The sequence below is a fragment of the Pauljensenia sp. UMB3104 genome (genome assembly GCF_030217285.1).
Taxonomy (GTDB): domain Bacteria; phylum Actinomycetota; class Actinomycetes; order Actinomycetales; family Actinomycetaceae; genus Pauljensenia.
Map to the genome: position 1 here is coordinate 1 of NZ_JASONN010000148.1, position 326 is coordinate 326.

Below are 326 nucleotides of genomic sequence, written 5' to 3' on the forward strand. Positions count from 1 at the left end.
GTAGCCGAACCAGAAGAAGGAGGATCAGTGGCCAGATGACGTAGAACTGCTGTTCAACGGCGAATGACCATGCGTTGGTCAGGAGCAGTGGCGACTGTTGCTCGAAGTAAGAGGCGCCGGAGATGATTTCAAGCCAGTTGTACGTGCCGGTGAGCACGCCGACGACTTGGCGAGGGAGCGCAACTAGCGCATCCGTCCCGCTGAGCAGAGCAAGGATTCCCGCACCAATACACGTCGTGACCGCCGCCGGGACAAGACGCCTGAAACGTCGAATCCAGAAATGACCGATCCCAAGTGAACCAGTTGAATCCAATCGGTCTATCAGC

1 pseudogene is annotated in these 326 nt (G+C 57.1%); it reads right to left on the bottom strand.

Annotated elements, in window-relative coordinates:
• Positions 1–313: pseudogene (locus QP415_RS11135) on the bottom strand (acyltransferase family protein); the annotation flags it as partial.
• Positions 314–326 lie beyond the last annotated feature (13 nt).